The following is a 24,321-nucleotide window of genomic DNA, read 5'->3' as shown; positions in this document are numbered from 1 at the left end:
GTCAGGCACCGCCCAGCAGCGAACGCACCCGGTCCTGGCCCACGGCCAGCAGCAGGGTGGGCAGCCGCGGACCGGTGTCCCGGCCGACCAGCAGTTCGTAGAGCAGCACGAAGAACGACCGCTGGGCCACCTTGAGTTCGGGCGTCGGCTTGGCGTCGGGCGCGAGGCCGGCCCGGATCTTCGGCACCGCGTAGACGAGGGTGGTCAGGCCGTCCAGCGACCAGTGCGACTCCAGCCCGTCGAGCAGCAGCTTCAGCGCGCCGAGGTCGGCGTCGTCGAGTGCGGCGAGACGGTCGGTGTCCGGCTGGTCGCGGACCACGGTCCGCTGCTCGGCCGGGACGTAGGTCGAGATCCAGTCCTCGGCACGGTCCAGGCGGGGCCGCACCTCGTCGAGCGAGGTGAGCGGGTGCTCCGGGTCCAGCTCGGAGAGGATGCGCAGCGTCTGGGCCTCGGCGCCCGCGGTCACGTCGGCGACCGAGGCGAGGGTGCGGTACGGCAGCGGGCGGACGGTGCGCGGGAGTTCGCCGCGGGCGGTGCCGACCGCCCGGCCGTACGCGGCGGCGTCGGCGGGCAGCACGGTGCCGTCGGCGACCTTGCGGGACAGCGCGTCCCACTCGTCGTACAGCCGCTGGATCTCCTGGTCGAAGGCGATCTTGAAGGACTGGTTGGGACGGCGGCGGGCGTAGAGCCAGCGCAGGATCTGCGGCTCCATGATCCTCAGCGCGTCTCCCGGGGTGGGCACGCCACCCTTGGAGGAGGACATCTTCGCCATCCCCGAGATGCCGACGAACGCGTACATCGGCCCGATCGGCTGCTTCCCGCCGAAGATCGGTCCGACGATCTGCCCGCCGACCTGGAAGGACGACCCGGGCGAGGAGTGGTCGACGCCGGACGGCTCGAAGACCACCCCTTCGTACGCCCAGCGCATCGGCCAGTCGACCTTCCAGACCAGCTTGCCGCGGTTGAACTCGCTGAGCCGGACCGTCTCGGAGTGGCCGCAGGCGCAGGTGTAGGTCAGCTCGGTGGTCTCGTCGTCGTATCCGGTGACGGTGGTGAGGTCCTTGCCGCACTGCGCGCAGTACGGCTTGTAGGGGTAGTACTCGGCACCGGTGCCGCTGCCGTCGTCCTCCGCGGCGGCTCCCGAGCCCTCGGCCGCTGCCAGCTCCGCGTCGTCCACCGGCTTCTGGCCCTGCTTGGCGGCGGGCGCGGGCTTCTTCGTGCGGTACTGCGCGAGGATGGCGTCGATGTCGGCGCGGTGCCGCATCGCGTGCAGCACCTGGTCCCGGTAGGCGCCCGCGGTGTACTGCGCGGTCTGGCTGATGCCGTCGTACTCCACGCCGAGGACGGCGAGCGCGTCGGTCATCGCGGCCTTGAAGTGCTCCGCCCAGTTCGGGTACGCGGAGCCGGCGGGGGCGGGCACCGACGTCAGCGGCTTGCCGATGTGCTCGGCCCACGAGTCGTCGATCCCGGGAATGCCCTTGGGCACCTTGCGGTACCGGTCGTAGTCGTCCCAGGAGATCAGGTGGCGCACCTCGATGCCGCGGCGGCGGATCTCGTCGGCCACCAGGTGGGGGGTCATGACCTCCCGCAGGTTTCCCAGATGGATCGGGCCGGAGGGGCTGAGCCCGGACGCGACGACAACGGGTTTCCCGGGGGCGCGGCGCTCCGCCTCGGCGATGACGTCGTCCGCGAAACGGGAGACCCAGTCGGCCTCGGTGCTTGCAGCCACGGTCCTCTTCTTCCTGGGGGGTTTCCGATGGTTTTTCGCGGGGCCTGGGCCCCGGCGGCCGGAGCGGCCCGGCACGTTCATTCTCCCAGACCTGGCGCCTCCGCTCGCCAGCGGATAATCCCGCCTGTGGATAACCCGACGGCGACCGTGCGGCCTGTGGATAACCGGGTGAGCCGGTCGCGGGGCCCATGGGACAATGATGCTGCTACGTCGCCGTAGCACGTCCGATCTCCCCGACACACGGAACGGCACCTCCATGGCCTCGGTCGCTTCCCTCTCCGCTTCGCTCCAGCAGCGCGTCTCCGCCGCCCTCGCGGCCGCGGTGCCGTCGGCCGTCGACGCCGACCCGCTGCTGCGACGTAGCGACCGGGCGGACTTCCAGGCCAACGGCGTGCTGGGTCTGGCCAAGCGGGCGAAGGCCAATCCGCGGGAGCTGGCCGCGGCCGTGCTCGCCGCGCTGCCCACGGACGAGGTGGTCGGCCAGGTCGAGGTCTCCGGCCCCGGCTTCCTGAACATCAGCGTGCCCGACTCCGCGATCACCGCGAACCTCGCCCTGCGCGTGGCGGACGACCGGCTCGGCGTGCCCGAGAAGGCCGCCCCCGGCACCACCGTCGTCGACTACGCACAGCCGAATGTGGCGAAGGAGATGCACGTCGGCCACCTGCGCTCCTCGGTGATCGGCGACGCGATCGTGAAGATCCTGGAGTTCGCGGGCGAGCGGGTGGTGCGGCGCCACCACATCGGCGACTGGGGCACCCAGTTCGGCATGATGATCCAGTACCTGCTGGAGCACCCGCACGCGCTGGACCACACCGAGGGCGCCGACGCGGACTCGGGCGAGGCGTCCATGTCCCGGCTCGACCGGCTGTACAAAGCGTCGCGCGCCCTCTTCGACGCCGACGAGGCGTTCAAGGAGCGGGGCCGGCGCCGGGTGGTCGACCTCCAGGCGGGCGACCCCGAGACGCTGGCGACCTGGCAGCGGTTCGTCGACGAGTCGAAGATCTACTTCTTCTCGGTCTACGACAAGCTGGACATCGAGATCGCCGACGAGGACATCGTCGGCGAGTCCGGGTACAACGACATGCTGGTCGAGACCTGCGAGCTGCTGGAGAAGTCCGGCGTGGCGGTGCGCTCGGAGGGCGCGCTGTGCGTCTTCTTCGACGACATCAAGGGCAAGGACGGCGAGCTGGTCCCGCTGATCGTCCGCAAGTCGGACGGCGGCTTCGGGTACGCGGCCACCGACCTGTCCGCGATCCGGAACCGCACCGGCGACCTGCACGCCGACACCCTGCTCTACGTCGTGGACGTGCGGCAGTCGCTGCACTTCCGGATGGTCTTCGAGACCGCCCGGCGGGCCGGCTGGCTCACCGACGGCGTGGTGGCGCGGCACCTCCCGTTCGGCACCGTGCTGGGCGCGGACGGCAAGCCGTTCAAGACCCGGGCCGGTGCCAGCGTGAAGCTGGAGGATCTGCTCGACGAGGCCGTCGAGCGGGCCACCGCGGTGGTGCGGGAGAAGGGCGAGAAGATCGGCCTGTCCGAGCAGGAGATCGTGGACAACGGCCGGCAGGTCGGCATCGGCGCGGTCAAGTACGCCGACCTGTCCACCTCGCTGGGCCGGGACTACATCTTCGACCTGGACCGGATGGTCTCGCTCAACGGCGACACCAGCGTCTACCTCCAGTACGCGTACGCCCGGACCCGGTCCATCTTCCGGAAGGCCGGCGCCGACCAGCGGCCCGTCGCCCACCCGGAGCTGGCCCTGGAGCCGGCCGAGCGCGCGCTGGGGCTGCACCTGGACGCGTTCGGGGACAGCCTCGCGGAGGTCGCGGAGAGCTACGAGCCGCACCGGCTGGCGTCGTACCTCTTCCAACTCGCCTCGCTGTTCACCACGTTCTACGAGCAGTGCCCGGTGCTGACCGCGGACGGCGGCCCGGCGCAGGTGGAGAACCGCCTGCTGCTGTGCGAACTGACCGGCCGCACCCTGAGCAAGGGCCTGGAACTGCTGGGCATCCGCAGCCCCGAGCGCCTGTAGGACCGTGCCCGCGGTCCTCGGTGCGCGCCGGGGACCGCGGTGCGGGTCGGGCCCGGGCGGGGGCCGAGGACCGCGGTGCGGACGCTGTCGCGGCCCGGTCCTAGAGTCTCGGCATGGCGATGCTTCCGAACCCCCTCCCCCGGCTCACGGACGACCTCAGCGGTGCCGCTCTCGGCCTGCGGCTGCCGCCGGGGCGACTGGTAGACACCACCTGCGATGGGACCTGGCACGAGCCGCTGCTCTGGCACGCTGACACCCCGACCGGGCCCGGCAGTTGGCCGGAGCCGGCGGCGGCCCGGGCGGTGGGCCTGCTGCCGGTGCTGCTGGAGTCCGGGGGGATACCCAGCATGGAGGACGTCGCCACCTGGGAGTTGGACCCTGGCGCGATGTCGTATCCGGGCCACCATGACGCCGAGGAGGTCCTGGCCCACGCCTGGCCGCTGTGCGCCGAAGCCGCGGACACGGACTCAGACTCAGACTCAGACGCAGACGTATCCGCAGACGCAGACGTATCCGCGGACCGCGATGACGACACGGCCGAGGACGCGGACGCCGGCCCCGCGGACCACGACGACGACCCGGCGGACGCGGAGTGGGACGACGAACTGCGCGACCTGGTCGCCCCGTTCGGCCCCGCCTTCCCCGGCCTCGCCCCGAAGCTGCTCACCTCCGCCGAGGCCGCCGCCGGCCGGCCCGACGCGGTCGCCGCCGAACTCACCGCGGCGCTCACCGGCTCCGGCCGCCTGCGGGACCCCCGCGCGGCCCTGGTGTACGCCCGCCGGAGCGCCGACGTCCCCGCCGCCATCGGCTGGACCGGCCCGGTCAACCACGAGCACGACGTCGCCCGGCTGTGCGCGGTGCTGCGTTCCTGGGAGGACCGTTTCGGCCTGCGCGTGGTCGCCCTCGGCTTCGCCACGCTGACCGCCACCGTCGCCGCCCCGCCGACCACCGTCGAGGAGGCCGAGGCCGTCGCCGCCGAGCACCTCTCCTTCTGCCCGGACAACATCACCCAGGGCCCCGGCACCCTGCGCGCCTACGCCAAGTCCCTGGTGGACGAGGGGGTCTGGACCTTCTGGTGGGACTGAGGCGGGCCGGCCGGGCGCGCGCTCACTTCAGGACGACGACCGTGGACCCGATGACCGTGTTGTTCCAGATCTTCGTCTCGTCGGCGCGGTGGGCACGGATGGCGCCGGTGTGCAGCGAGGAGGAGGGCGCCGTCACCTTGTCGTTGACCGGGGCGGAGAAGGCCACCCAGGTCTCGGCGGTGTACTCGAAGAACACCAGGTGCTCGACCTTCACGCCGTCCGCACCGGTGCCGGTGGCGTTGCGCCCGGTCACGTAGTGGGTGCCCACCTGGGCCGGCACCGTACCCGGCTGCACCAGGAAGGTGGAGGTCGGGCCGGAGCGCGGCACCACCCACACGCGGTTCTGGGAGAGCGAGTAGACGATCCGCTTGCCGGTGTCCGAGTGCGGGGGCACCGGCGGCGGGGCCTGCGGGGCATGCTGCTTGGTCGCGGTGGGGTGCGGGGTGGGCCCGGCGGCGGTCGGCTTGCCGCTCGGGGACGATCCGCTGGCCTGGATCGCGAGCACCGACACCGCGGCCATCGCCGCAGCGGTCAGCCCGCTCACCGTTGCCCACGAGGGTATGCCCCGGCTCATCGGACCCCTCCCCTTTCCTCAACACGCGCCCGGCGGCCGTCATGACCGCCGCGGTCCCGCGGCCGCTCGGGCCGTACGACCACCGCGGCCGCTACAGCCGCTGGGCGACTTCCGTGGCCCAGTAGGTCAGGATCAGGTTCGCACCCGCCCGCCGGATCGACGTCAGCGTCTCCAGGATCGCACGCTCCCGGTCGATCCAGCCGTTCGCGGCCGCGGCCTCGACCATCGCGTACTCACCGGAGATCTGGTACGCCGCGACCGGCACGTCGACGGTGTCCGCGACCTTCCTCAGCACGTCAAGATACGGCAACGCGGGCTTGACCATCACCATGTCCGCGCCCTCCGCGAGGTCGAGTGCCAGTTCGCGCATCGACTCCCGGAAGTTCGCCGGGTCCTGCTGGTACGTCTTTCGGTCGCCCTGGAGCGAGGAGTTGACCGCCTCGCGGAAGGGGCCGTAGAACACGGAGGCGTACTTGGCGGTGTAGGCGAGGATCGCCACGTCCTGGCGGCCTATCTCGTCGAGTGCGTCGCGCGTCACACCGACCTGGCCGTCCATCATCCCGGACGCGCCGACCACATGGACGCCGGCGTCGGCCTGCACCCGGGCCATCTCGGCGTAACGTTCCAGCGTCGCGTCGTTGTCGACCCGGCCCTGGTCGTCCAGCACGCCGCAGTGGCCGTGGTCGGTGTACTCGTCCAGGCACAGGTCGGACATCACCACGGCCGCGTCCCCGACCTCGGCCACCACGTCACGGATCGCCTGCTGGAGGATGCCGTCCGGGTCGGTGCCGGCGCTGCCCACCGCGTCCTTGGTCTCGGGCACGCCGTAGAGCATCAGCCCGCCGACACCGGCGGTGGCCGCCTCCACGGCGGCCTTGCGGAGGCTGTCACGGGTGTGCTGGACCACTCCGGGCATCGAGGAGACCTCGACCGGCTCGCTGACGCCCTCCCGCACGAACATCGGGAGGATCAGCTCCGCCGGGTTCAGGCGTGTCTCGGCAACCAGGCGGCGCATCGCGGGGGTCGTCCGGAGGCGCCTGGGCCGCGCTCCAGGGAACTCGCCGTATCGGCTGCTCATCGGCTGCGCCGCCTTTCAGGAGAAGGGTGCGGATCTGTACCAGGCTTTCCACGGTACGCCCGTACGCAGGGTGCTCTTCCCGACGCAAAGTCGGTGCTCCCGGGGCGGCCCTGACCCTCCGGGGTGCCCTGCACGCCGGTTCCGGGACCATCCACTGGTGGGTGGTCCCGGAACCGACGGGACCATCCACCCCGGAGGGGCCCGTCAGACCCGGGAGCGGCGCCGGGCACCCGGCCGACGCTCGCTGGGCCGCGTGACAGGATCGCCCGCTTCCTCGGCCGCGGCACGTCGTGCCCGCCCGAACTCCGCGAGCGCCTGCGCGAGCGCGTGCACGGACGGCTCGGGAGCCATCACGTCCACCCGCAGCCCGTGCTCCTCCGCCGTCTTCGCGGTCGCGGGGCCGATACAGGCGATGACGGTCACGTTGTGCGGCTTGCCGGCGATCCCGACGAGGTTGCGCACCGTGGAGGACGAGGTGAACAGCACCGCGTCGAAGCCGCCGCCCTTGATCGCCTCGCGGGTCTCGGCCGGCGGGGGCGAGGCGCGCACCGTGCGGTAGGCGGTGACGTCGTCGACCTCCCAGCCGAGTTCCACCAGACCGGCGACGAGCGTCTCGGTGGCGATGTCGGCGCGCGGCAGGAACACCCGGTCGATCGGGTCGAAGACCGGGTCGTAGGGCGGCCAGTCCTCCAGCAGCCCGGCGGCGGACTGCTCACCGCTGGGCACCAGGTCCGGCTTGACGCCGAACTCGACCAGCGCCTGCGCGGTCTGCTCGCCGACGGCGGCGACCTTTATCCCGGCGAACGCCCGGGCGTCCAGGCCGTACTCCTCGAACTTCTCCCGGACCGCCTTGACCGCGTTGACCGAGGTGAACGCGATCCATTCGTAGCGACCGGTGACCAGGCCCTTGACCGCGCGCTCCATCTGCTGCGGGGTGCGCGGGGGTTCGACCGCGATGGTCGGCACCTCGTGCGGGACCGCGCCGTAGGAGCGCAACTGGTCCGACAGGGAGGCGGCCTGCTCCTTGGTGCGCGGCACCAGGACCCGCCAGCCGAACAGCGGCTTGGTCTCGAACCAGGACAGCTGCCGCCGGTACGCGGTGGGCTCGCCGACCACGGCTATCGCGGCGATCGGCCCCTCGGGCGTCGGCAGCGCCTTGGTCGCCTTCAGCTCGGCCGCGATGGTCGCCAGGGTGGCGCTCCAGGTGCGCTGCCGGGTGGTGGTGCCGGCCACGGTGACGGTCAGCGCGGTGTCGGGCTTGCGCCCGGCGGCGACGAGTTCGGCGGCGGCCGCAGCGACGGTCTGCAGCGTGGTGGAGACCACCAGCGTCGCGGAGCTCGCGCCGACCTCGCCCCAGCACTGGTCGGAGGCGGTGGACGCGTCCACGAACCGGACGTCGCCGCTGAGCGGCACGCCGGCGTACGCGGGCACGCCGAGGGCGGCGGCGACGCCGGGGACGACCTCGAACGGGATGCCCGCGTGGGCGCAGGCCAGCATCTCCTCGGCCGTGGACGCGTCCAGACCGGGGTCGCCGGCCACCGCGCGTACCACCCGCTTACCGGTGCGCGCGGACGACATGACAAGCTGTGAGGCAGCAGCGGCGGCGTCGGCGGTGTCCAACACCTCACCGTTGACGGCGGGTTCGGCCGTGCCCACGTCGGCGCGGGCATGGCCGCGGACGACGTCGAGCACGTGTCCGGCGCCGACGAGCACGTCGGCGAGGGCGAGTGCCTCGACGGCGCGCAGAGTCAGCAGGCCCGGGTCACCGGGCCCGGCACCGAGGAAGGTCACGTGCCCGGCTGCTGGTACGGCCGGACCGGCGGCGGTGCCGGCCGGGTTGGTTGTAGCGACGGCGGCGGGGTTCAAGATGTGCGCTCCCCCATAAGACCGGCCGCACCCTTGGCGAGCATCGCCACGGCGAGTTCGCGGCCAACGGCCCGCGCCTCGTCGTCCGACGCCGGTACGGGACCGGTGGTGGACATCTGCACCAGCGAGGTGCCGTCGGTGGTGCCGACGACGCCGCGCAGGCGCAGCTCGGTAAACTGCCCGTCGGCCACGAGGTCGGCCAGCGCGCCCACGGGGGCGGAGCAACCGGCCTCAAGGGCGGCGAGCAGGGATCGCTCGGCGGTCACGGCGGCCCGGGTGAACGGGTCGTCGAGTTCGGCGAGCTGTGCGGCCAACTCCTGGTTGGAGGCGGCGCACTCGACGGCCAGTGCCCCCTGTCCGGGAGCGGGCAGGCTGACGCTGGTGTCGATCAGCTCGCTCGCCTCGGCGAGCCTGCCGATACGGTTCAGCCCGGCGGCGGCCAGCACGACCGCGTCGAGCGTGCCTGAAGTAACGTACCCGATTCGGGTGTCAACGTTGCCACGGATCGGGACCGTCTCGATGTCCAGATCGTGTGACCGTGCCCACGCGTTGAGCTGCGCCATGCGGCGCGGCGAGCCGGTGCCGACCTTGGCGCCGGGCGGCAGCTCGGCGAAGGTGAGGCCGTCACGGGCCACCAGCGCGTCGCGGGGGTCCTCGCGGACCGGGATCGCGGCCAGGACCAGGTCGTCGGGCTCGGCGGTGGGCAGGTCCTTGAGGCTGTGCACGGCGAAGTCGATCCCGCCGGTGAGCAGCGCGTCGCGCAGCGCGGAGACGAACACCCCGGTGCCGCCGATGCGGGCCAGGCTCTCCTTGGAGACGTCGCCGTAGGTGGTGATCTCCACGAGCTCGACCGGCCGGCCGGTCAACTGCCGTACCTGGTCGGCGACCATGCCGGACTGCGCCATCGCGAGCTTGCTGCGGCGGGTGCCCAGCCGCAGCGGTCGCCCGCCGGAGGCGGAGTCGCGGTGGGGCGCGCGCACGTCAGCGGCCGGCGCGGGCCGGTCCGTTGCCGGGCCCGCCTCCGCGGTGGCGGCACCGGCGCCGATCGGTCCGGGGGCCGCGGCCGACGGCCGCACCGTTTCCGGTCCCGGCCCCGCAGGGTTACTCATTGCCCGCCTCGATTCGGTTCTGTGCCACCCGGGTCGGCGGCCGGGTGTCGGCCCGGCTGACGGCGGCGACCGCCTGCGGGTCGAGGTCGAAGAGTTCACGCAGCGCGTCGGCGTACCCGGCGCCGCCGGGCTCACCGGCAAGCTGCTTGACCCGCACGGTCGGAGCGTGCAGGAGTTTGTCCACCACACGGCGTACCGTCTGGGTGATCTCGGCGCGCTGCTTGTCGTCCAGATCGGGCAGCCTACCGTCGAGTCGGGAAAGTTCACCCGCCACGACGTCGGCCGCCATCGCGCGCAGCGCCACCACGGTGGGGGTGATCCGGGCCGCCCGCTGGGCCGCGCCGAAGGCGGCGACCTCCTGGGAGACGATCGCCCGCACCTGGTCCACGTCGGCGGCCATCGGGGCGTCGGCGGAGGCCGCGGCGAGCGACTCGATGTCCGCGAAGTGCAGGCCGTCGAGCTGGTGGGCGGCCGAGTCCACGTCCCGCGGCATCGCCAGGTCCAGTACGGCCAGCGGTCCTTCGCCGGTGCGGCGGGCGACGGCGGTCCGCAGGTCGTCCGCGGTCAGCACCAGGCCGGTGGCGCCGGTGCAGGACACCACGAGGTCGGCCTGCGCGACGGCGTCGGGCACGTCGGCGATGGTGAGGGCGCGGGTGCTCAGGCCGGGGTGCTGGTCGGCGAGCGCGCGGGCCAGCCGCTGGGCGCGTTCGACGGTGCGGTTGGCGATCGCCAACTCGCGGACGCCGGCCCGGGCGAGGGTCGCCGCGGCGAGCGAGGACATCGATCCGGCGCCGACCACCAGGGCGCTGCGGCCGTCGAGCGGGCCGGTGGCGGGGGCCAGTTGGGACAGTCCGAAGGTGACCAGGGACTGTCCGGCGCGGTCGATGCCGGTCTCGGAGTGGGCCCGCTTGCCGACTCGCAGCGCCTGCTGGAACAGGTCGTTGAGCAGGCGCCCGGCGGTGTGCTGCTGCTGGCCGAGGGCGAGGGCGTCCTTGATCTGGCCGAGGATCTGGCCCTCGCCGACCACCATGGAGTCCAGCCCGCAGGCCACCGACAGCAGGTGGTGGACGGCCCGGTCCTCGTAGTGCACGTACAGGTGCGGGGTCAGCTCGTCCAGGCCGGCGGAGCTGTGCTGGGCGAGCAGCGTGGTCAGTTCGGCCACCCCGGCGTGGAACTTGTCGACGTCGGCGTACAGCTCTATGCGGTTGCAGGTGGCCAGCACCGCGGCCTCGGTGGCCGGTTCGCAGGCCACCGTGTCCTGGAGCAGCTTGGCGCGCGCGCCCTCGGGCAGCGCGGCGCGCTCGAGGACGCTGACCGGCGCGGTGCGGTGGCTCAGCCCGACGACAAGGAGGCTCATGCGCGCCTCCCGCTGTGCTCGGGCCGGCCCGCGGCCGGGGCGCACCTTCCGAGGGTGCTCTCGCTGCGCTCGCTCATGCCGGCATCACGGCGGGTACGTCACCGTCCGGGTCCTGGCGTTCCTCACCGGCCTTGCGCTGCTCGTGGAAGGCGAGGATCTGCAGTTCGATGGAGAGGTCGACCTTGCGCACGTCGACCCCGTCGGGCACCGACAGCACGGTCGGGGCGAAGTTGAGGATCGAGGTGACGCCGGCCGCGACGAGGCGGTCGGTGACCTCCTGGGCGGCGCCGGCCGGGGTCGCGATCACCCCGATGGACACCTGGTTGTCCGCGACGATCGCCTCGAGTTCGTCGATGTGCCGCACCGGCAGGCCCGCGACCAGGCGCCCGGCCAGGCCCGCGTCGGCGTCCAGCAGCGCGGCGACCCGGAAGCCCCGGGAGGCGAACCCGCCGTAGTTGGCGAGCGCGGCGCCGAGGTTGCCGATACCGACGATGACGACCGGCCAGTCCTGGGTGAGGCCGAGTTCCCGGCTGATCTGGTAGACGAGGTACTCCACGTCGTATCCGACCCCGCGCGTCCCGTAGGAGCCGAGGTAGGAGAAGTCCTTGCGCAGCTTCGCGGAGTTGACTCCGGCGGCGGCGGCGAGTTCTTCCGAGGAGACGGTGGGCACGGAGCGCTCCGAGAGTGCTGTCAGTGCCCGCAGATACAGCGGAAGCCTGGCGACGGTGGCCTCGGGAATTCCTCGGCCGCGGGTCGCCGGTCGGTGTGTTCGGCCAGTTGCCACGGTGCTCCTGCGGGTAGAGCTGGGCTGAGGGCGACCACGGTCTTTGGGGACGCCCCGTGGACGCCAGGCTATGTCTTTGTGAACGCGTGCACAAAGATGGTGTCCGATTTGCCCGGCGGAAGTGATGGGCATCACGCATGCCCATGCCGGACATTCGGCACTGTTCGCCGTGCCGAATCGTTGCTGCGCCGAACCCACAGGCCGTCCGCCGCCGCCGGCAGGTCGGACGGCTCCGGCCACCGCAGCCCGGCCGCGGTCGCCAGCAGCTCGGACAGGCCGGGCAGTTGCGGGGCGTGGTGGGCCAGCAGCGCCGCCGTGGCGCGGGCGTCACCGAGCGCGGTGTGTGGACTCCAGTCGGTGAGCCCGATCGCGGCGGCGCGGGCCCGCAGCGACAGCCCGTACGGCGCGGGGCCGCCGCCGGCCGCCGCCGCGATCCGCATCGTGCACACCTCGGGCACCGCGGGCAGCCGCAGGCCCAGCCGCGCGTACTCCGCGACCAGAAAGGCCCGGTCACAGCCGACGTTGTGGCCGACCAGCACCCGGCCGCGCAGCAGCGCCAGCAGCCGGGCGGCGATCGCGGAGAACCGCGGCGCCCCGCTCAGGTGCTCCGGCTCGATGCCGTGGATGTGGGTGGGGCCGACCGGTCCCTGCGGGTCGATCAGCGTGGTGAACTCGCCCTGCGGCACCAGGTCCGGGTCCAGCAGCAGCACCGCCAACTCCACCACCCGGTGCCGGTGCGAGGACGAGCCGGTCGCCTCCAAGTCCACGACGGCATAGCCGTACGAACCCTGACTCCGGCCCGGAAGCACGTGCCCACACTCCTCACGCATCGCCCCCGGGTGTACAAAACGCCCCTGATGGTAATCGAATACGCGGCTCCGTAGGCAATCCGCTCAAAATGCCCCGGGGTTCGTGCACGGATTCACGTGTCCGAGCGCCGGGTCGGGCGGCCGGGGCCGTGCGCCAGGTGAGGTGAGCGCCGGGTCGGGCCAGGTCGGGTCAGGTGCGCGCGGGGTCGGGCTCAGCGCCCGCTCAGGCCAGCGCCGCGCGCAGCCGCCGCTCGTCGACCCGCCAGAAGGTGTGCTGCTCGCCGTCGACCAGCACCACCGGGATCTGCTCCCAGTAACGGTCGTACAACTCCGCGTCCTGGGTGATGTCCTGCTCGGCCACGGCCGCGCCCGTCTCCGCGGCGACCTTCTCGATCACGGCTCGGGCGTCGTCGCACAAGTGGCAGCCGGGCTTGCCGATCAAGGTCACCGTCTTCGGGGTCGTCGTCATACCCGCCATTGTGTCCCGCGCCGTTCACGCGCCCGCATCCCGGCCGCAGCCGACCCGCCCCCCGATCTGGTTATGCTCGCGACATGGCCGCTCTCAAATGGCTCACCCCCCGTAAGCAGTCCGCCACCGAGCGGAGCGTGCTGGCAGGAGAGGCCGCCGCGGAGGCCGCGCTCGGCAGCGAGGCGCGGTCCGGCGACGCGGCGGCCGAAACCGAGGAGCCGCAGTTCCCGGTGGCGGGCGACCCGCGGGCCGCCGCCTTCTTCGACCTCGACAACACCGTGATGCAGGGCGCCGCGCTCTTCCACTTCGGCCGCGGGCTGTACAAGCGGAAGTTCTTCGACAAGCGCGACCTGCTCCGGTTCGCCTGGCAGCAGGCGTACTTCCGGCTGGCCGGCTCCGAGGACCCCGAGCACATGCAGGACGCCCGCGACAGCGCGCTGTCCATCGTCAAGGGGCACCGGGTCGAGGAGCTGATGAGCATCGGCGAGGAGATCTACGACGAGTACATGGCCGGCAAGATCTGGCCCGGCACCCGCGCGCTCGCCCAGGCCCACCTCGACGCCGGGCAGCGGGTCTGGCTGGTCACGGCCGCGCCCGTGGAGACCGCCACGATCATCGCCCGCCGGCTCGGCCTGACCGGGGCGCTGGGCACCGTCGCCGAGTCCGTCGACGGCGTCTACACCGGCCGGCTGGTCGGCGAACCCCTGCACGGCCCGGCCAAGGCCGAGGCGGTACGGGCGCTGGCGACGGCCGAGGACCTCGACCTGTCGCGGTGCGCGGCCTACAGCGACTCCACCAACGACATCCCGATGCTCTCGCTGGTCGGACACCCGTACGCGGTCAACCCCGACAGCGCGCTGCGCAAGCACGCGCGGGCCGAGGGATGGCGGCTGCGCGACTACCGCACGGGGCGCAAGGCCGCGAAGATCGGGATTCCCGCGGCCGCGGGCATGGGCGCGGTGACCGGTGGGGTGCTGGCGGCGGTGGCCGTGCGCCGGCGCTACCGCTGACGGCGAGCCCGCACCAACCGCACCAACCCGCGCCGCCCGGCCCGACCGCGGAGACCCGGACCCCGCTCCCGTACGGCCCGCCGCCGTTCGACCCGCCCTCGTTCGCCCCGCCCCCTCACGGTCCGCCCGCGTACGCCCCGGCGCGGCCGACCGCGGCCACCCCGCATGGCTCGCTCCGTCGAACACGCGGCTCGCTTCGCCGACTTCGACACGAGCACAACACGCGCTTCACACGAGCGCTTCACGACTGCAAGTGGTCAACTCGGGTGCCCTGTTCGATAATTGGTCGATCACGATTCCGCACAGGAAGTGCCGGAAACGGCGAATTCCACAACTCGGTGTAGCGTCGCCTGTACGAAGCGTTATTCTCCTCAGACGCATTCCGGTACCCACACGTCGCCACGACGGGTGAACGGTCCCGTACTGCACGTGATGGAAGTTCTGCCTCTGGGAGTCCCGTGTACCCACACGACGGGGTTGTCACCTCCGGCCTGGCTGCGCTGCGCGCTCTGGTCTCCGACCAGTTGCCGCGTGTCCCCGCGTTCGCCGTGCCCGCCCTCGCCACGTCCGGTCCCACCGTCCCCGGCTCGGCTTACGCCCTGGCCGAAGTCAGCACCGCCGCAGGCAGACGCACCCGCAACAGCAGCCCGCAGCGCGGCCAGAGCGCCGCCGACAAGGGCGCCCACGCCCGCCGGCCCGCGTCGGACACCGACAGCGGCCGCATGATGGACCTGGTCGAAGCCGCGCAGAGCGGCGAGACCGAGGCCTTCGGGCGGCTCTACGACCACTACAGCGACACCGTCTACCGGTACATCTACTACCGGGTCGGCTCCAAGGCCACCGCCGAGGACCTGACCAGCGAGACCTTTCTGCGCGCCCTGCGCCGTATCGGCACCTTCACCTGGCAGGGCCGCGACTTCGGCGCGTGGCTGGTCACGATCGCCCGCAACCTGGTCGCCGACCACTTCAAGTCGAGCAGGTTCCGACTCGAAGTGACCACCGGCGAAATGCTGGACGCCAACGAGGTGGCCCGCAGCCCCGAGGAATCGGTCCTGGAACAGCTCTCCAACGAGGCGCTGCTCACCGCCGTCCGCAAGCTCAACCCGCAGCAGCAGGAGTGCATCACCCTGCGCTTCCTGCAGGGCCTGTCGGTGGCCGAGACCGCCCGGGTGATGGGGAAGAACGAGGGCGCCATCAAGACGCTCCAGTACCGCGCGGTGCGCACCCTGGCCCGCCTGCTGCCCGAAGACGCCAGATGAGCACCGCGTACGGTTCACCCTGCCCGATCATCAGACCTGCGTAACCCAACCGGACCGGCACTCGTTGCAACACATGCAGACACTTCCGCGCCGCACGCCGCTCACCGTTTTTCACCCGATCGGGTGGACGGCCTGGGAGAGGGCAACCTTCCAGACGGCGGGAGGAGTCGAGTGTGGAGACGAGAGGAGGTGCCGCCCGTGATCGGACAGGCAACGGCACACCGTCGGGCGAACGCCTTCGCCCAGGCGGTCGAGGACGCCGGGCTTGACGGCGGCCGCGAGGAGACCACCGGTGGGCACGGCGCCGGTACCGGTACGGACGGCGGTGCCGACGGCCACGGGTCCGGTGCCCGCGGTTCCGGCGCGGGTGCCGGTACGGGCAGCCATGGCGAGCACGGCGGCCACGGCGGCGCGCACAGCGCCGGCGGAGGGCACGGCTCCCATGCCGCCGACCGGCACGCCGACCCCGAGCAGGTCTCGATGGTCGCGCTCGCCGAGGTGCTCGGCCGGCGGCCCCGCCCCGCGATGGACCCCGAGCAGAAAACGGTGCAGCGCGCCCAGCTGATCGCCGCCATGGAGCAGGCCATCGCCGACGGCAGCTTCCGCGCCACCGCCCGGGTGCCCGAGCAACGCGGCGAGAGCCCCAGGCGAGCACCCGCGGCCGCGCTGCGCAAGCTCGCCCCGCGCTCCCGGCTGTCACGCCGGATCGCGGTCGGCGGGCTCACCATGGGAGTCGCCGCCGGTGCCTTCGGCGGCGTCGCGGCGGCGAGCACCAACGCCCTGCCCGGTGACAGCCTCTACGGCCTCAAGCGCAGCATGGAGGACATCAAGCTGGACATGGCGGGCAGCGACTCCTCCCGGGGCAAGGTCTACCTCGACATGGCGTCCACCCGCATGCAGGAGGCCCGCCGGCTGATGGACCGCGGGCGCGGCGGCCAGCTCGACAGCGAGTCGGTCGGCGAGGTGCGCAAGGCGCTCTCCGGGATGCACCAGGAGGTGTCCGAGGGGCACCGCCTGCTCACCGCGGCCTACCAGAAGGACGGCTCGCTCCAGCCGATGGAGCTGCTGAACACCTTCGCGGAGAGCCACCGGCAGGGCTGGGCCGACCTGAGCGGCAAGCTGCCCAGCCAGCTCACCGACGTCTCCGACCAGGTGACCTCGCTCTTCGACGCCATAGACGCAGAGGTCGCGCCGCTGTCCCTGCCGCAGAAGGACCGCCCCGGCACACCCGCCACCCACGGCGCGGACGGCTCCGGGACCGGTCACGACGGCGGCATCCCCGGCAGCGGTCCCTCGGGCAGCCCGTCGGCGACGACCACCACGAAGGGCACGGCCGGAGAGGACAGCGGGCAGAGCCCCAGCCCCTCGCCCTCCGACAGCGCTCCCGACGGTCTCATCGGCGGCTCCGGCAAGCTGCTCGACACGCAGCCCACCCTCCCCGGCATCCCCGGGGCGACCCCGACGGAGACCCCCAGCTCGCCGCACCACTCCGTCGAGCTGCCCCCGCTGCTCCCCGGTCTCCTCCCCGGTCTCGGCCTGACCAGCAGCGACGACCAGGGCTGACGGCACGCATCACGGCACGCGTCGGGGGCGGACGGTCCACCCGGACCACCCGCCCCCGACGCGTACCCGCCCCCGATCTCCGCAAGACGGCGCTCAGAAGAACACCGACCGCCGCTCCACCAGCAGCTCGTACAGCGTGTGCTGGATGGTCTCGCGGACCTGGTCGGTCAGGTTGAAGACGAGCATCGGGTCGTCCGCGGCCTCCGGCGGATACGACTCCGTGGGGATCGGCTCGCCGAACTGGATCGTCCACTTGGTCGGCAGCGGGACCAGGCCGAGCGGGCCGAGCCAGGGGAAGGTCGGCGTGAGCGGGAAGTACGGGACGCCGAGGACGCGGGAGAGCGTGCGGGAGTTGCCCACCATCGGGTAGATCTCCTCCGCGCCCACCACCGAGCACGGCACGATCGGCACCTTCGTCTTCAGGGCCGTCGCCACGAACCCGCCCCGCCCGAACCGCTGGAGCTTGTACCGCTCGGAGAAGGGCTTCCCCAGGCCCTTGAAGCCCTCGGGCATCACCCCGACCACCTCGCCCCGCTCCAGCAGCAGTTGCGCGTCCTCCGAGCAGGCCAGGGTGTGTCCGGCCTTGCGCGCCAGCTCGTTGATGACCGGCAGCACGAACACCAGGTCCGCGGCCAGCAGCCGCAGGTGCCGCCCGGCCGGGTGGTGGTCGTGCACGGCGACCTGGGTCATCAGCGCGTCGAACGGCAGCGTCCCGGAGTGGTTCGACACCACCAGGGCGCCGCCCTCCGCGGGGATGTTCTCGATGCCCTTGACCTCGACCCGGAAGTACCCCTCGTACAGCGGGCGCAGCAGCGACAGCAGCACCTGGTCGGTGAGGTCGGCGTCGAAACCGAACTCGTCGACGTCGTAGTCCCCGGTCACCCGCCGGCGCAGGAACGACAGCCCGGCCGCGACCTTCCGCTCCCACGGCCCGCCGAGCAGCCGGTCGGCGACCGCGCCGAGCGCCGCGGCCAGCGGTGCGCCCTGATCGGACCCCGGGCCTCCGGAGTCGCCGGCACCGCTCGTGCCGGCCGCCGGCCCCTCGGCCGCGGTGCCGCCGTGCGGGCCCTCCCCCGGCCCTGCCGGCTCCGACCCGTCCGCCTGCGCCGGAATCCCCGGGCCCTCCTCCGGTACGGCCGCCAGCGGCGCCTGGGCGCCCCCCTCGGCCGTCTGGCCCGCCCCCGGCGGGCCCGCCTTGCGCTCCCGGCTCCGCGACCGCCGCGCCCCGGCTCCTGCGCCACCACTGCCGCCACCACTGCCGCGGCGACGGGCGTCATCCCCGAACGGAATGACCTTCGCGTCCGTCATGGCTGCCGCTCCTTCTGCCGCTCCGGCCCCCGCATCGATCCCACGCCGTCCACCGCCGTCACCGCGTCCACCGCATCCGCCGTCACCGCATCCACCGCCGCCACGTCCACCGTCATCGCGCCGGCTCCGTACGCCGCACCCTGGCCGCCACCTCGTCGACCGCGGCCGCCACCCGTGCGGGCGGCAGCAGGCCGGGCTGCCGGGTGCGGGCGAAGTCGTGGAACGTTTCCGCAGTGGTGAACGCGGCGTGGAAGCCCAGCGTCTCCCGCATCTGCCGGGTGTCGACCACCCGGCCGTGGGTGAGCAGCCGGATCTGCTCGCTGGAGAAGTCCGTCACGCCCGCGGTCCGCAGCATCCGGCCCACCCACGTCACCGCGGGCAGCAGCACCGGCACGGTCGGACGGCCCAGCCGCCGCGCGGTCTGCGACAGCAGCAGCACCCCGTCGCCCGCGATGTTGAACGTGCCGCTGTTGAGCGTCCCGCGCCGCGCCTCCGTGGCCGCGACCACCAGCACCTCGTTGACGTCGTCCTCGTGCACGAACTGCAACCTGGGGTCGTACCCGAACACGGTGGGCAGCACCGGCAGGTCGAAGAACTCCGCGAGCGGGGTGTCCGCCCGCGGGCCGAGGATGTTCGCGAACCGCAGCACCGCCACCGCCACGTCGGGCCGGCGCCGGGCGAAGCCGCGGACGTACCCCTCGACCTCGACCGCGTCCTTCGCGAAGCCGCCGCTGGGCAGCGACTTGACCGGGGTGGTCTCGCTGAACACCGCCGGGTCGCGCGGCGCGGAACCGTAGACGCTCGTGGTGGACTTCACCACCAGCCGCCGGACGGTCGGCGCCTTCTGGCACGCGCCCAGCAGCTGCATCGTGCCGATGACGTTGGTCTCCTTGGCCTGGGTGCGGCCGCCGGAGCCCAGCGGGGTGCCGCTGACGTCCAGGTGCACCACGGTGTCCACGGAGTGCCGCGCCAGCACCTTGCCGATCATCGGCTGCCGGATGTCGGCCCGCACGAACTGCGCGTCCCCCAGGTCGTGCTCCGGCGGCACCGCGTCGACCGCGACCACCCGGTCGACCTCGGGCTCACGCTGCACACGCCGGACGAACCGCCCGCTGAGCTGCCGCGCGACTCCGGTGACGAGCACCACCTTGCCCACGTTCAGCGCCTTCCTCGGGGAATGCTGTCACCGTACCCCGCCGCTGTTGCGCGACGGTGACGAAACGCCCCCGCGCCCCGACCGGCCCCCGTACATGCCACTGCCCCCTTCGACCACCCTGAATCAGGCGGAGGAAGGGGGCAGGAGAGCGGCAAAAAGCTCGCTTACTTCTTGTTACGGCGCTGAACACGCGTCCGCTTCAGAAGCTTGCGGTGCTTCTTCTTCGCCATACGCTTACGCCGCTTCTTGATGACAGAGCCCACGACAACCCTCGCTTCGGTTTCACTCGGTGCGGGGCGTCCGAGCCCACACGACCTACGTCGGCCAAGCCTACCCGCCCCGAGCGGACGAACGTAACCGAGGCCCACGCGGTCCGTCACCGGCCCGTTACCGGGCCGCCTCGGGCAGCTCAGGCAGACTCCACCCCCACATAGGATTCCCGCAGGTACTCGTGCACGGCCTGCTCCGGAACCCGGAAGGACCGACCCACGCGAATCGCCGGCAGATGACCGCTGTGCACCAGCCGGTACACGGTCATCTTCGACACCCTCATTACCGCCGCGACTTCGGCGACGGTGAGGAACACGACCTCGTTGAGAGGCCGACTTTCAGTTACAGCCATGACACACCTGAACCTTCCGCACATGACGGCCACCGGCTTCCCCTCCGGCGACTCCAAACAGGCATGTGCGCTCCCCCTCAGATTAGGGGCGGATGATGCGAGTGGGGAAGAGGAGTTGCGAAGGGTTGACTACTGTGCGAGCCACGCACTCTTCAACACGTAGCGGGTGACCGGCCGGTAGTAGTCCGAGCGAGCGGTGTCGTCGAGTGGTACGGCCACCGACACCCTGCCCTCCGCTTCCGCGACGAAAACCGCGGGGTCGTCGCAGTCCCCCAGACCGATCGCCTCGATGCCCAACTGCCCTGCCCCGCAGACGAATCCATGGTCTCCGACCACCAGTTTCGGCAATATCCCGTCCTGTTCGGCAGCCGCCGCGAGCGCCGCCCGGACCGGCAGCGGCGAGTGCGTGTGCGCCCCGCGCTCCGCCCCCTCCGAACGCACCAGAGCCACCCCTCCGACGTAGCCGAGGCGGTGTGCGCGTACGCCGAAGTGTGTGGACATACGCATGCAGCGAGCGTAGGGCGGGGTGAGTACTTGGCACCCGGCCGCCGACAGAGCGGCGGCCAAAGTTGCGTAGAAACCAAGGAGACGATGTGGATGTCCTGTGCCCAACAGGACGGGTACGCGGTCGTGCGCCGCCCGTGCCAGGCGTTCCGCGAAGGCGTCCAGCGCCGCCACCGTACGGTCCGGATCGATCGCGTCCGGCCCCGACGTCTGCCCCGGATCGGCCGACACCCCGCACCGGTCGGCCATCAACCGCAGCAACTCCGCCCGCCCCCACTCGCCGTCGGGTTCCAGCCCGCAGGTCTGCCGAGGATCACGCGCCGCGAACAGCCCGTAGTTCACCAGGCTCTGCTCCCGCGCGGTGCCCACCCGGCCCGCGAGCCCCACCGCCACCAGATGTGCGCGCAGCGCACCCACACTCACCACCCGGCCGATCCTGCCCACGTCGTGCGCCCGGCGCATGACGAACCCTCCGAAATCACTCCCACGGGTGGGGCGCCGGGTCCGGCACCGGGCCGCGACCGCGGCTACGGCAGCAGCCCGTGCAGCGGGAAGACCGCCCGCCGCGTCGCCAGCACCGCCTGGTCCAGCCGCGACGCCGGGTCGTACCCGCCGTCGTCGAACTCCGTCCAGCGCGCCGCCGCCCCGTCCGTCATCCGCGCCGACACCGACGTCCGGGTCAGCGCGTACGCCTGCTCCTGCCACTCCTGCGGCACGAGCGTCTGCGGCGCGACCGGCGTCCCCGCCGCGATCGCCACCAGATGCGTCCACGCCCGCGGCACCACGTCCGCCACGGCGTAACCGCCGCCGCCCAGCGCCAACCAGCGCCCCTGCGCGTGCTCGTGCGCCAGCCGGTGGCACGCCTCCGCGACCACCCGCTGCGCGTCCAGCGACACCGCGAGATGCGCCAGCGGGTCCTCCACGTGGGTGTCCACGCCGTGCTGCGACACCAGCACCTGCGGCCGGAACGCCGCCACCAACTCCGGCACCACCGCGTGGAACGCCCGCAGCCAGCCCGCGTCCCCGGTCCCGGCCGGCAGCGCCACGTTCACCGCGCCGCCCTCCGCCGCCGCCCCGCCGGTCTCCTCCGGCCACCCGCTGGCATACGGGAAGAGCGTGCGCGGCGTCTCGTGCAGCGAGATCGTCAGCACCCGCGGATCGTCCCAGAACACCGTCTGCACGCCATCCCCGTGATGTACGTCCGTGTCCACGTACACCACCCGCTCCGCGCCCAACTCCAGCAGCCGCGCCACCGCGAGCGCCACGTCGTTGTAGACGCAGAAGCCCGCCGCCTGGCCCGGCATCGCGTGGTGCAGCCCGCCGGCGAAGTTCACCGCGTGCTCGACCTCGCCCCGCCACACCGCCTCGGCCGCACCCACCGACTGCCCCGCGATCAGCGCGGACGCGTCGTGCATCGCGGCGAACGCCGGGTTGTCGACGCTGCCGATCCCGTACCCCGCCTCCGCGCCGGCCTGCGCGGCCCGCGGGTCCGCCGAGGCCCGGCGCACGGCCGCCACGTAGTCCGCCCGGTGCACCAGTTCCAACGTCGAGTCCCCGGCCGGCGGCGCCGCCACCACCTTCAACCCCGCGTCCAGGCCGAACGCCCGCACCAGGGCCCAGGTCAGCTTGAGCCGCACGGGGTCCATCGGGTGCCCGGCCCCGAAGTCGTACGCCGTCTCCTGGTCATCCCACATCAACTGTGCGCGGCCGCTCATGGCCGACACCGTACCCGGCGGGCCCGGCCGCGAATGACCGCGCGTACACCAGCGTCGCCGCCACCAGCACCATCGGTACGACCATGGCGCCGCGGTAGCTCCACGCGTCGCCGAGCGCGCCCACCAGCGGCGACCCGACCAGGAACCCGACGTAGTTGAAGATGTTCAGCCGTGCGATCGCCGTGTCCGACGCGTCGGGGAACATCCGCCCGGCCGCGGCGAAGGTCTGCGGCACGACCACGCACAACCCGAGCCCGAGCAGCATGAAGCCGAGCATGCCCACCCAGGGCCCCGGCGCCACCGCCACCACCGCGAACCCGGCCACCGCCCCCACGGTGCCCAGCCGCACCACCGCGACCGCCCCGAACCGCCGCACCCCGAGGTCACCGACCGACCGCCCGATCAGCGTCGTCACCATGTACACGGCGTACGGCACCGTGGAGAGCTGGTCCGAACTGTGCAGGGTGTCCTGCAAGTACTTCGCGCTCCAGTTGGAGACCGTCGAGTCGCCGATGTACGCGAACGCCATCACCAGGCACAGCGGCAGCAGCATCCGCATGGCGACCTGCTGGACGGCCCGGGGCACGGCCGGGTACGCGCCGGCCGGGTCGGACGCGGCGGACACCCCGGACACCCCGGACACCCCGGACGCGGCGGGAAGGCCCGCGGTCGCCGACGCGGGCGGCTCGGGGCCGTACGGCACCGCCAGGCCCTCACCGGCCGCGCCACGGGCACCATCGGGCGCCTGGGCGCCCTGGGCACCGGAGGCGGCGGCCACGGCCGCGTCGTCGGGCTGCTGGTCGCGGTACCAGCGGCTCGCGGTCAGTGCCAGCGGGATCAGCACCAGCGCCGCGGGCGCGTACAGCGAGAACAGCGCGAAGTGCCAGTGCGCGCCCGACCAGGCCAGTGACGCCCCCACGATGCCGCCCAGGCTGTAGGCGGCGTGGAAACCCAGCATGATGCTCTGCCCCCAGGCCCGTTGGAGGCTCACGCCCAGCATGTTCATGGACGCGTCGAGCCCGCCGACGCACACCCCGAACAGCGCCAACGTCACCGCCGCCACCCACAGCCGGTCCCCGGCACCCAGGCCGGCCAGCACCAGCCCCACCGTCGGCTGCACCCAGCGCAGCACCACGCTCGGCCGCACCCGCTTCACCAGCTGCTCGGTCAGCACGCTCCCGATGCCGGCCAGGATCGGCACGGCCGCCAGGAACACCGGCAGCAGTCCGTCGCTGATCCCGTAGCGGTCCTGGATCGCGGGGATACGGGTCACGAGCAACGCGAACAGCACGCCCTGCGCGAAGAAGCTGACCGCGAGGGCGGCTCGGCCTTGCCGCAGGGCCTGCGGGCGAGCGACATCCATAAGCGAGCAGGCTAAGCGCGAAAGCTACGGATGAGTAGGGGCCGGGGAAACGATTCCTTGCCGAGTGCGGTGCGGACCGCCACGCCTGCTGCGGCACGTGCCGCCGGAACGGTCAGCAGGACAGCAGTCCGGGGAGCTCCGCCATGGTGTGGAAGAGCGCCGTCGCCCCCACGAGCTTCTCGGCCGGCGTCATCGCGGTGTACCCGTACACGTCCATCCCGGCCGCGAGCGCCGCCGCCACACCCAGCCGGCTGTCCTCCACCACGGCACACCGGTCGGGGGCGACCCCCATCTCACGTGCGGCGTGCAGGAACAGGTCGGGCGCCGGCTTGCCACGCCCCACGTCCTGCGCGGAGAAGATCCGCTCCTCCCCGAACCGTGCGTACAGCCCGGTCTTCCGCAGGGCGACCCGAATCCGTTCATGCCCCCCGGACGACGCCAGGCAGTACGGCACCCCTTCCGCCGCCAGCTTCTCCAGGATGACCGCCACGCCGTCCACCGGCTCCAGCTCCCGCTCGAACGCGGCGAAGACCTGCGCGTGATAGGCCGCGTCGAAGTCGGCGGGCAACTCCGCACCCGACCGCTCGCGCACCACATCGTGGATACGGTGCGGTGCGGCTCCCATGAAGTCGCGGAGGGAGTCCTCATAGGTGGTGGGGTGTCCGGCCGCGGTGAGGCAGTCCGCGAGGATGCGGTTGGAGATCGGCTCACTGTCCACCAGGACGCCGTCGTTGTCGAAGATCACCAGGTCGTACTGCACGGGCTCACCGTACAGGGGTGCTGAACGCAAAAAAGCTCGGGTCCCCCGAATTAATCGGGGGACCCGAGCTGAAAAATTGTTCGGCGGTGTCCTACTCTCCCACAGGGTCCCCCCTGCAGTACCATCGGCGCTGAAAGGCTTAGCTTCCGGGTTCGGAATGTAACCGGGC

General features: G+C 72.4%; 22 protein-coding genes and 1 rRNA gene. 5 read left to right on the top strand and 18 right to left on the bottom strand.

The features are described from left to right. Position 1: 1 nt before the first annotated feature. Entirely contained in the window at positions 2 to 1,729 is a 1,728-nt protein-coding gene (gene lysS / locus AB0399_RS03580; protein WP_329366035.1) for a lysine--tRNA ligase, read from the bottom strand. A gap of 256 nt (positions 1,730 to 1,985) precedes the next feature. On the opposite strand from lysS, the gene argS reads away from it, so the two are divergent. Next, entirely contained in the window at positions 1,986 to 3,761 is a 1,776-nt protein-coding gene (argS, locus tag AB0399_RS03575) for an arginine--tRNA ligase (protein WP_329366037.1), read from the top strand. A gap of 113 nt (positions 3,762 to 3,874) precedes the next feature. Further along, on the top strand, positions 3,875 to 4,846 hold the full coding sequence (locus tag AB0399_RS03570) for a DUF4253 domain-containing protein (protein ID WP_366410094.1): 972 nt from the start codon (positions 3,875 to 3,877) through the stop codon (positions 4,844 to 4,846). A 22-nt stretch (positions 4,847 to 4,868) separates the two neighbouring features. Here AB0399_RS03570 and AB0399_RS03565 read toward each other — a convergent pair whose 3' ends face one another. The 8 genes from AB0399_RS03565 to AB0399_RS03530 all read right to left on the bottom strand — a co-directional run bounded on the left by AB0399_RS03565 (position 4,869) and on the right by AB0399_RS03530 (position 12,892). Next, entirely contained in the window at positions 4,869 to 5,420 is a 552-nt protein-coding gene (locus tag AB0399_RS03565) for a hypothetical protein (protein WP_366410093.1), read from the bottom strand. A gap of 91 nt (positions 5,421 to 5,511) precedes the next feature. Beyond that, on the bottom strand, positions 5,512 to 6,498 hold the full coding sequence (gene hemB / locus AB0399_RS03560) for a porphobilinogen synthase (protein ID WP_329366043.1): 987 nt from the start codon (positions 6,496 to 6,498) through the stop codon (positions 5,512 to 5,514). Between the two features lie 204 nt (positions 6,499 to 6,702). Continuing rightward, positions 6,703 to 8,289: a uroporphyrinogen-III synthase gene (locus tag AB0399_RS03555; RefSeq protein ID WP_366410169.1), complete on the bottom strand. Its 1,587-nt coding sequence runs from the start codon at positions 8,287 to 8,289 to the stop codon at positions 6,703 to 6,705. A gap of 71 nt (positions 8,290 to 8,360) precedes the next feature. Continuing rightward, on the bottom strand, positions 8,361 to 9,473 hold the full coding sequence (hemC, locus tag AB0399_RS03550) for a hydroxymethylbilane synthase (protein ID WP_329366045.1): 1,113 nt from the start codon (positions 9,471 to 9,473) through the stop codon (positions 8,361 to 8,363). Continuing rightward, positions 9,466 to 10,830, bottom strand: coding sequence for a glutamyl-tRNA reductase (locus AB0399_RS03545; protein ID WP_329366047.1), 1,365 nt, complete (start codon positions 10,828 to 10,830; stop codon positions 9,466 to 9,468). Before AB0399_RS03545 ends, hemC begins: the two co-directional genes overlap by 8 nt. Positions 10,831 to 10,903: 73 nt before the next feature. Next, the gene (locus tag AB0399_RS03540) at positions 10,904 to 11,614 is read right to left on the bottom strand and encodes a redox-sensing transcriptional repressor Rex (protein WP_103887072.1); all 711 of its coding nucleotides are present in this window, start codon (positions 11,612 to 11,614) and stop codon (positions 10,904 to 10,906) included. A gap of 131 nt (positions 11,615 to 11,745) precedes the next feature. After that, positions 11,746 to 12,423 (bottom strand): 3'-5' exonuclease, encoded by a 678-nt coding sequence (locus tag AB0399_RS03535; RefSeq protein WP_329366050.1) that lies wholly within the window; start codon positions 12,421 to 12,423, stop codon positions 11,746 to 11,748. A 223-nt stretch (positions 12,424 to 12,646) separates the two neighbouring features. After that, positions 12,647 to 12,892, bottom strand: coding sequence for a glutaredoxin family protein (locus tag AB0399_RS03530; protein WP_329366053.1), 246 nt, complete (start codon positions 12,890 to 12,892; stop codon positions 12,647 to 12,649). A gap of 83 nt (positions 12,893 to 12,975) precedes the next feature. Between AB0399_RS03530 and AB0399_RS03525 the strand changes: the two genes are divergently transcribed. The 3 genes from AB0399_RS03525 (at position 12,976) to AB0399_RS03515 (ending at position 16,724) form a co-directional block, all read left to right on the top strand. Then, complete coding sequence (locus tag AB0399_RS03525; protein ID WP_329366055.1) at positions 12,976 to 13,902, top strand: HAD-IB family hydrolase; 927 nt, start codon at positions 12,976 to 12,978, stop codon at positions 13,900 to 13,902. Between the two features lie 458 nt (positions 13,903 to 14,360). After that, entirely contained in the window at positions 14,361 to 15,161 is an 801-nt protein-coding gene (locus AB0399_RS03520) for an ECF subfamily RNA polymerase sigma factor, BldN family (protein ID WP_328467712.1), read from the top strand. A gap of 198 nt (positions 15,162 to 15,359) precedes the next feature. Continuing rightward, positions 15,360 to 16,724, top strand: a complete 1,365-nt coding sequence (locus AB0399_RS03515) for a DUF5667 domain-containing protein (protein ID WP_366410092.1) — start codon at positions 15,360 to 15,362, stop codon at positions 16,722 to 16,724. 93 nt (positions 16,725 to 16,817) lie between these two features. Here AB0399_RS03515 and AB0399_RS03510 read toward each other — a convergent pair whose 3' ends face one another. The 9 genes from AB0399_RS03510 to rrf form a co-directional block, all read right to left on the bottom strand. Continuing rightward, positions 16,818 to 18,032, bottom strand: a complete 1,215-nt coding sequence (locus AB0399_RS03510) for a 1-acyl-sn-glycerol-3-phosphate acyltransferase (RefSeq protein ID WP_366410091.1) — start codon at positions 18,030 to 18,032, stop codon at positions 16,818 to 16,820. A gap of 112 nt (positions 18,033 to 18,144) precedes the next feature. Further along, the gene (locus AB0399_RS03505) at positions 18,145 to 19,188 is read right to left on the bottom strand and encodes an NAD-dependent epimerase/dehydratase family protein (protein ID WP_329366066.1); all 1,044 of its coding nucleotides are present in this window, start codon (positions 19,186 to 19,188) and stop codon (positions 18,145 to 18,147) included. Positions 19,189 to 19,352: 164 nt separating this feature from the next. Next, entirely contained in the window at positions 19,353 to 19,451 is a 99-nt protein-coding gene (locus AB0399_RS03500; protein ID WP_003948845.1) for an AURKAIP1/COX24 domain-containing protein, read from the bottom strand. 146 nt (positions 19,452 to 19,597) lie between these two features. Next, complete coding sequence (locus tag AB0399_RS03495) at positions 19,598 to 19,810, bottom strand: helix-turn-helix domain-containing protein (protein ID WP_202235362.1); 213 nt, start codon at positions 19,808 to 19,810, stop codon at positions 19,598 to 19,600. A 129-nt stretch (positions 19,811 to 19,939) separates the two neighbouring features. Next, a complete protein-coding gene (locus AB0399_RS03490) occupies positions 19,940 to 20,740 on the bottom strand; it encodes a phosphatase (protein ID WP_366410168.1) in 801 nt (266 codons plus the stop codon). Positions 20,741 to 20,841: 101 nt separating this feature from the next. Continuing rightward, on the bottom strand, positions 20,842 to 22,029 hold the full coding sequence (locus tag AB0399_RS03485; RefSeq protein ID WP_366410090.1) for an acetoin utilization protein AcuC: 1,188 nt from the start codon (positions 22,027 to 22,029) through the stop codon (positions 20,842 to 20,844). After that, a complete protein-coding gene (locus AB0399_RS03480; RefSeq protein WP_366410089.1) occupies positions 21,998 to 23,392 on the bottom strand; it encodes an MFS transporter in 1,395 nt (464 codons plus the stop codon). Before AB0399_RS03480 ends, AB0399_RS03485 begins: the two co-directional genes overlap by 32 nt. Before the next feature lie 112 nt (positions 23,393 to 23,504). Beyond that, positions 23,505 to 24,152 (bottom strand): HAD family hydrolase, encoded by a 648-nt coding sequence (locus tag AB0399_RS03475; protein WP_366410088.1) that lies wholly within the window; start codon positions 24,150 to 24,152, stop codon positions 23,505 to 23,507. Positions 24,153 to 24,230: 78 nt separating this feature from the next. Further along, positions 24,231 to 24,321 (bottom strand): 5S ribosomal RNA (rrf, locus tag AB0399_RS03470); the annotation flags it as partial.

It is taken from the genome of Streptomyces sp. NPDC088194, from assembly GCF_040702025.1.
Taxonomy (GTDB): domain Bacteria; phylum Actinomycetota; class Actinomycetes; order Streptomycetales; family Streptomycetaceae; genus Actinacidiphila.
This window is presented reverse-complemented; position numbering and strand designations above follow the sequence as displayed.